The organism is Aeromonas sp. A35_P, from assembly GCF_002259925.1.
Taxonomy (GTDB): Bacteria; Pseudomonadota; Gammaproteobacteria; order Enterobacterales; family Aeromonadaceae; genus Aeromonas; species Aeromonas dhakensis.
Genome location: NZ_NEVB01000087.1, coordinates 1 through 6,873 on the forward strand (window position 1 = coordinate 1; position 6,873 = coordinate 6,873).

Consider the following 6,873-nt stretch of genomic DNA (forward strand, 5'->3'; position numbering starts at 1 on the left):
GCGGGAGCTTGGTGTTTGCGAAAATAGTGTTCCCAGTCAATGACATCTGGTGATGGCAGTGATTGCATTGCAGCACGCGTGGCCGACTTTTCAGGTGACAACAGGTCTTGTTGGCACATTCAGGGCAGACAAAGCCGTGAGGAAAACGCCAAGTGAACAACGCGTTTTCGCACTGAGCTTCAGTGCCATAGTCCTTGAGAAGCTCAAACAGGCTGTAGCCTTTCTGGAATTGGACTTTGCTTTTGGCCATGATCTCGCTCCTCGATAACTGTGCATAAGATCAGTATAGTTCGGGGTGACTGCTAATCATGGGTAATCAGGATGGGCAATGGCGGCAATATCGTCATTCCACAGGCGTTTTACCGCGCTCTGCGAGAATTTTGTCACAAGAATGGCATCGTCATTATTGCCGATGAGGTCCAGACCGGATTTGGTCGCACCGGTACTTTCTTTGCTAGCAACGGGTATGCCAAAGAGCTGGACCCGGACATCATCGTATTTGCCAAAGGGGCCGGCGGCATCGGCATTCCCACGGCCGGTGTATTGATGAAACAAAAACTCGAGGTACTGGAATCATTTGAACATTCCAGTACCTCAGGGGCCAATCCGTTATCGCTGGTCGCCCTGAATGAGGTCATTGATATCATTGAGGATGAACAGCTGCTCGCCAACGTACAGCAGAATGAGGCATTTTTGCGCAATGGTCTGTTGGCATTGCAGGAGACCCATCCCGATATTTCTGGCGTGCGTGGTCTGGGTTATATGTTCGGCTTTGATACCCCCTCGCCGGAATATGCAGCCCAGGCAATCAAGGTCGCAGCCAGTCATGGTCTGATCATTCGGGGTGCCCGTTATGGCAAGAGCAATGCATTGAAAGTACGCCCTCCCTTGATCTGTAACCGGCAACATCTGCAGGAGATTCTGACCAGGCTGGATGAAACATTTACCGAGATGAGCCGGATTTATTCCCTGGACAAGGAGGTGGCGTGATGCAGGCCTTGAAATATGTGAAGAGATGGCAGGTCGAGGTGGTTGAAAGCGCCGACCTTGCGTGTATCGAAGCGGATGATGTGGTGGTCGATATCGCCGTCTGCGGTATTTGCGGGACGGATGTCGGCATCATCAGCGGTGCCTATCCGGTCGCGGTGCCGGGGACGACGCTGGGGCATGAAACCAGCGGGGTGGTGCGGCGGATTGGCCGTGGCGTGACCCGGTTCCAGGTCGGTGATCGGGTCGTGGTGAATCCGACCTATGCCTGCGGCGAGTGCAGAATGTGCCAGACGGGCAATCCCAACCACTGCGAGCAAAAGATGGGGACCGAAGCCGGTGTCTCCTACGATGGTGCCTTTGCCCACCAATATCGGGCCAGGGAGGGCTTCCTGCGCAAGCTGGATGACCACGTGAGCATGGAGGCGGCGTCACTGACCGAACCCCTGAGCTGCACCATCACGGGGGTCGACAAGCTGGCGATCACCCACACCAATATCCGGGCCGCCGTGGTGGGGGCCGGCCCCATGGGCATGCTCTATCTGTGGGTCTTGCATCATAGGGGGCTCAAGCCGTTCCTGGTGGAAAACAACCCGGGGCGCAGTGAGTTCGTGAGGGCACACCTGCCGCCATCGACGGGCATCTATGAGGATTTCGAGCAAGCCCTCGAGCAGGAATATGGCAGCAAGCAGAGCAATATCGACCTGTGCGTGGATACGACCGGACAACTGACCGAGCTCGTCTTCTCCCGGCTGGCACCGGGCGGAAAATTGCTCAACGTGGCCCTGAAAGAGAAGCTGGCCAGGCTGGACGTGCTGCGCATTGCAGACAAGAGCCTGTCGGTGATTGGGTCCATCGACTCGTTGAACAACAGCTTTGAACGGGCCTACGCCATGATCCGGGATGGTGCTGTGCCGGTCGCCGGATTGATCAGCCATGTGTTTGATTTCTCTGACTATCAACAGGCATTCAAGACGGTCGGCTGTGACATTGCCAACCAGGCCATGGTGCCGCTCGTTACACCGAACTGCAAAGTGCTGGTGCGTCTTGCGGATATCCACTGACCATGAGAGACACCATGCAGTCCATGACGGTTATTTTTGATATCGACGGAGTGATCGTCGACAGCGAGCAGCTTCACTTCGATGTGCTGCGCCATCTTGCGCCAGAGCATGCCTGTTATTACCAGCCGCAACAGCTGATCGGCTTGAGCCTGGAGGAGACGCTTGAGCATATGAGGGGGCCACGGGAGCAGCAGGCCGATATCACGGCGAAGACGGTGGCAACCTACAAGGCGCAGCTGAGCGAGGCGTACCTTCGCCCCGGTGTCCGAGCCTTGATCGACGCCTTGCAAGTGGCCGGGATCCCGTTCGGGTTCGTCTCGACGGCCCCCCGGGATATCTGTCTGGCCAATATCGCGCTGCTTGGTTTGCAGGATCCCCCGAGGCTGATCTCCGATGATGACGTGTTGCGGACCAAGCCCAGTCCCGATCCCTATCTGGCCATGCTCGACATCCTAGAGGCGAGGGGGGATCGCGTGATCGTGGTGGAAGACACCGACCTCGGGGTACTGGCGGCAACACGGGCGGGGATCGCCGCCGTGTATGGCTGGCCCCACGGGTTGTCAGAGCAGCAGCACTACCGGGATGCCACCGCCACCATCGAGCGGCTGGGCGATATTGCTCCCTTTGCCGCACTGTGTCCCGCCCTCTGAATCTTTGCTCCCTGGCAGCAGGGAGCATGTTAGGAAGTCAATCATGTCAGAACTAACCATGCCGGTGTTGATCCAGCAGCCCATCCAGGCTACCCGAAAAGCCTTTTTCATAGCCGGTTTCAGCCTGGCCACATGGGCCCCCTTGATCCCGCTCGCCAAAGAGCGGCTCCATGTCGATCACGGTGCCATGGGGGCCATCTTGCTGGCCTTTGGCCTCGGTTCTTTGCTGATGATGCCGTTGTCGGGTCTGCTGGCGGCGCGCTACGGCTGCCGGCGCGTCTTTACCTCCGCCTTGCTGGTGGTGCTGCTCACCATGCCCGCGCTGGTGCTGCTGGATCAGGTGCTGGCGATGGCGCTGGCGCTGTTCGTGTTCGGGGCAGGGGTCGGCGCCATGGATGTCGTGGTCAACATTCATGCGGTCATCACGGAAAAACGGGCCGAAAAGCCCATCATGTCCGGCTTTCATGCCCTGTTCAGTCTGGGCGGCATTATGGGGGCTGGCCTGGCCAGTGCGCTGCTGGCATCCGGGGTGTCGCCGCTCCATGTGATCTTCATGGTGCAGGCGCTGTTGCTGCTACTCATGCTGTCGGCCTGGCAGGGGCTGTTGAATGAGTCACAGCCGCGGGATACCCCGTTTTTTGCGCTGCCCCATGGCAGCGTCATCATGCTGGGGGCCCTGTGCTTTATCGCCTACATCATGGAGGGCGCCATGCTCGACTGGAGCGGGATCCTGCTGCTGGGCCTGCCGGATATCCATGCCAGCCAGGCGGGGATAGGGTATACCCTGTTTGCCATCACCATGACCATGGGCCGCTTTACCGGCGATCGCCTGATTGGCCGGTTCGGGCAGCGGCGGGTGTTTGTCGCCAGCGCCCTCTTGGCCACCTGCGGCTTTGCCATGCTGGTGCTCGGTGCGTCACTATGGGGGCTGGCTTGCGCCTTCTTGTTGACAGGTTTCGGTCTTGCCAACATAGCGCCCATGCTGTTCACCGCCACGGGGCGCCAGCAGGCCATGCCGGATGCATTGGCGGTGGCCGCCGTATCGACCATGGGTTATTCCGGCATTCTGCTGGGGCCGGCCATGATAGGGGGGCTTGCCCACCTGTTCTCATTGATGGGGGCGTTTGCCTGCATCACGGCGCTCTCTTGCGCGCTGTTTCTCTGTGCCCGCCGGCTCCGGCTGGGTGGATGCCCCGAATAGATTGCTGAGGAGATAACGCCTATGAACAAGGAATTCAATACATGGTCCTGGCTCAACGAGCCGGCCAGCTGGCAGCTGGATGGCGACCGCGTGCGGGTGGTGACCGACCATCGGAGCGATTTTTGGCAACGCACCTGGTACGGTTTTGAACGCCATTCAGGCCACGTCTACGGCTGCGAGGTGGAGGGGGACTTCACGTTTCAGGTGTGTGTGGAGGGGGATTACACCACCCTGTATGACCAGGCCGGTCTGATGCTGATCCACAACGAGCAGCACTGGCTGAAGGCGGGTATCGAGTTCAACGATGCCCAGCCCATGATAGGCAGCGTGCTGACCCATCCCCACTCCGACTGGGCAACCGGGCTCTTCCCGGGCGATGCCCGCCGCTTCTGGCTGCGCCTGACCTTGGTCAACGGCGCCTTGCGTCTGCAATATTCCTGCGACAAGCAGCACTGGCCCCTGTTGCGCCTGTGTCCCTTTGTGGCCGGCCCCCGCCACTTCATCGGCATCATGTGCTGTACGCCGGAGCGGGAGGGGCTGGCGGTCACCTTCTCCGATATTCGCCTCTCCCCACCGCTTGGCAAGGCGTTGCATGATTTGAGCTGAGCCACCCTCTGCTTGCCATGGTTTGCACCAGAAGGGCCGGGGATGAGGGAAAGTAAGCCATATGGGCACGGTGCACGGCGCTGCGCTTGTTGCACCTTACGGTGGGATGTCTGTGGGGGTCGCCGTGGTGTGCTCCCTTCTCCCCTCGCGGGAGAAGGGTTGGGGATGAGGGGGAAGGTATCGCCTGTGATGACCGGCAAAAAAGAGGGAGGCCAATGCCTCCCTCTTTTTTTACCGCAACTCACGGCATCAGATATCCACCTGGGAGCCGAGCTCAACGACCCGGTTGGGCGGGATCTCGAACTGATCCGGCGCGCGCAGGGCGTTGCGCTGCAGCAGCATAAAGAGCTTGCCGCGCAGATAGAGGTACCAGGGGCGCTCCTTCATGATCAGCGATTCGTGGGCCATGAAGAAGGAGGTCTCCATCATCCGGCAACTCAGCCCCTCGGCGTTGCAGCGGTGGAAGATCTCCTCCACGTTGGGGGTCTCGCGCCAGCCGTAGCTCGCCACCACCCGCCAGAAGGTGGGGGAGAGCTGCTCGATGCAGACCCGGCGTACGTTGTGGACGTAGGGCACCTCTTCCACCCGCAGGGTGAGCAGGATGAGCCGCTCGTGCAGCACCTTGTTGTGCTTGAGGTTGTGCAGGAGCGCATGGGGGATCACATTGACCACCCGCGACATATAGACAGCCGTGCCGGCCACCCTGGTCGGCGGGGATTTTTCCAGCGAGGCAATCATCGGCTCCAGCGAGTTGCCGTGCTCGTTCAGGCGGCGAATAAGCTGAAAGCGCTCGCTCTTCCAGCTAGTCATCACGGTGAACATTACAGCCCCCAGGGTGAGCGGCAGCCAGCCGCCGGAGAAGATCTTGGCGAGGTTGGCGGCAAACAGCGGCACGTCGATGGCCAGCAGCGCGATAAACAGCGCAGCCACCAGGTACTTGTTCCAGTGCCAGCTGTGGCGGGCCACCGAGCAGGAGAGGATGGAGGTGAGCACCATGGTGCCGGTCACCGCGATGCCGTAGGCCGCCGCCAGGTTGCTGGAGTGTTCGAAGCTCATGATGACGATCACCACCGAGATATAGAGCATCCAGTTGATGACCGGAATATAGATCTGGCCGGACTCCTGCTCGGAGGTGTGCACGATGCGGATGGGTGAGAGATAACCGAGCCGCACCGCCTGCCGGGTCAGCGAGAAGACCCCGGAGATCACCGCCTGCGAGGCGATCACCGTCGCCAGGGTCGCCAGCAGCAGCAATGGCAGCAGCGCCCATTTCGGTGCAAGCAGGAAGAAGGGGTTGGTGATGGCCTCGGGATGGGCCAGCAGCAGCGCCCCCTGGCCGAAGTAGTTGAGCACCAAAGAGGGCAACACCACCATAAACCAGGCGCGCCGGATCGGGCTCTTGCCAAAATGGCCCATGTCGGCGTAGAGCGCCTCCACCCCGGTGATGGCCAGCACCACGGCGCCGAGGGCAAAGAAGGAGGCGGTCTGGTACTTGGCAAAGAAGCGCAGCGCCCAGACGGGGTTGAGCGCCCCCAGCACCTCGGGATGCTGGAAGATGCTGTTCAGGCCCAGCACCGCGAGGGTGATGAACCAGGTGAGCATGATGGGGGCGAACAGCTTGCCCACGGTGGCGGTGCCATGTTTCTGGATGGCGAACAGCAGGGTCAGCACCAGCACCGAGAGCGGCACTATATAGGGATCGAGGGAGGGGGCGGCGATGTTCAAGCCCTCGATGGCCGACATCACCGACATGGCCGGGGTGATCACCACCTCGCCATAGAAGAAGCTGCCGCCAATCAGCCCCAGGATGATCAGCAAGGGGGTCCACTTGGCCGGGGTGTTGCGGGTGGCCAGCGACATCAGGGTGAGGATGCCCCCTTCGCCGGCGTTGTCGGCCCGCATCACGAAGGAGAGGTACTTGACCGAGACCACCAGGATCAGCAGCCAGAAGATCAGTGAAAGAAAGCCCAGGATGGAGGCGGGCTCTACCCCGAAACCGAACTGGCCGGAGAGGCACTCGCGCAGGGTATAGAGCGGGCTGGTACCGATGTCGCCATAGACCACGCCGATCGCCGCCAGCGTAACGCCGGACAGGGCTTGTTTGTGATTACCGTTCATGAAGTTGTCTGTCAGTTTGATGGTGACGATTGGCCAGCACGGGCCGCCCCCGTCTATCGGGCGTGCGGCAGGTGCCGCAGGAACGCATTAATGGATTGCGATGGGAAAGGGAGCTAACTGGATATAAAGAGGCTCATCATGGGACACAGTCTGTTCATCTGCCGTTAAGGGTATAATGACACACACTTTGCGGGACTATGCTCAGTTATAAATAATCAAAAGTTCAATTTGAGTAAGAGAACTAAGG

7 protein-coding genes are annotated in these 6,873 nt (G+C 60.0%); 5 read left to right on the top strand and 2 right to left on the bottom strand.

Annotated elements, in window-relative coordinates:
• Positions 1-250 (bottom strand): transposase (locus tag CAK78_RS06585; protein WP_141214139.1); only part of this gene is annotated, 250 nt, incomplete at its 3' end.
• A gap of 71 nt (positions 251-321) precedes the next feature.
• Between CAK78_RS06585 and CAK78_RS06590 the strand changes: the two genes are divergently transcribed.
• The 5 genes from CAK78_RS06590 to CAK78_RS06610 are packed head-to-tail and all read left to right on the top strand — an operon-like array spanning position 322 to position 4,508.
• Complete coding sequence (locus CAK78_RS06590) at positions 322-990, top strand: aminotransferase class III-fold pyridoxal phosphate-dependent enzyme (RefSeq protein WP_254924724.1); 669 nt, start codon at positions 322-324, stop codon at positions 988-990.
• Positions 990-2,051 (top strand): zinc-dependent alcohol dehydrogenase, encoded by a 1,062-nt coding sequence (locus CAK78_RS06595; RefSeq protein ID WP_094696765.1) that lies wholly within the window; start codon positions 990-992, stop codon positions 2,049-2,051. The genes CAK78_RS06590 and CAK78_RS06595 overlap by 1 nt, the downstream gene beginning before the upstream one ends.
• 14 nt (positions 2,052-2,065) lie before the next feature.
• Entirely contained in the window at positions 2,066-2,701 is a 636-nt protein-coding gene (locus CAK78_RS06600; RefSeq protein ID WP_094696766.1) for an HAD family hydrolase, read from the top strand.
• A gap of 43 nt (positions 2,702-2,744) precedes the next feature.
• Entirely contained in the window at positions 2,745-3,902 is a 1,158-nt protein-coding gene (locus CAK78_RS06605; RefSeq protein ID WP_094696767.1) for an MFS transporter, read from the top strand.
• A 21-nt stretch (positions 3,903-3,923) separates the two neighbouring features.
• Entirely contained in the window at positions 3,924-4,508 is a 585-nt protein-coding gene (locus CAK78_RS06610) for a DUF1349 domain-containing protein (RefSeq protein ID WP_094696768.1), read from the top strand.
• Positions 4,509-4,757: 249 nt separating this feature from the next.
• Here CAK78_RS06610 and kup read toward each other — a convergent pair whose 3' ends face one another.
• A complete protein-coding gene (kup, locus tag CAK78_RS06615; RefSeq protein WP_094696769.1) occupies positions 4,758-6,626 on the bottom strand; it encodes a low affinity potassium transporter Kup in 1,869 nt (622 codons plus the stop codon).
• Positions 6,627-6,873 lie beyond the last annotated feature (247 nt).

Excerpts from the sequence above, each read along its gene's own strand:
- CAK78_RS06590 (WP_254924724.1), top strand. The coding sequence starts at position 322 with ATGGGCAATGGCGGCAATATCGTCATTCCACAGGCGTTTTACCGCGCT.
- CAK78_RS06595 (WP_094696765.1), top strand. The coding sequence starts at position 990 with ATGCAGGCCTTGAAATATGTGAAGAGATGGCAGGTCGAGGTGGTTGAA.
- CAK78_RS06600 (WP_094696766.1), top strand. The coding sequence starts at position 2,066 with ATGCAGTCCATGACGGTTATTTTTGATATCGACGGAGTGATCGTCGAC.
- CAK78_RS06605 (WP_094696767.1), top strand. The coding sequence starts at position 2,745 with ATGTCAGAACTAACCATGCCGGTGTTGATCCAGCAGCCCATCCAGGCT.
- CAK78_RS06610 (WP_094696768.1), top strand. The coding sequence starts at position 3,924 with ATGAACAAGGAATTCAATACATGGTCCTGGCTCAACGAGCCGGCCAGC.
- kup (WP_094696769.1), bottom strand. The coding sequence starts at position 6,626 with ATGAACGGTAATCACAAACAAGCCCTGTCCGGCGTTACGCTGGCGGCG.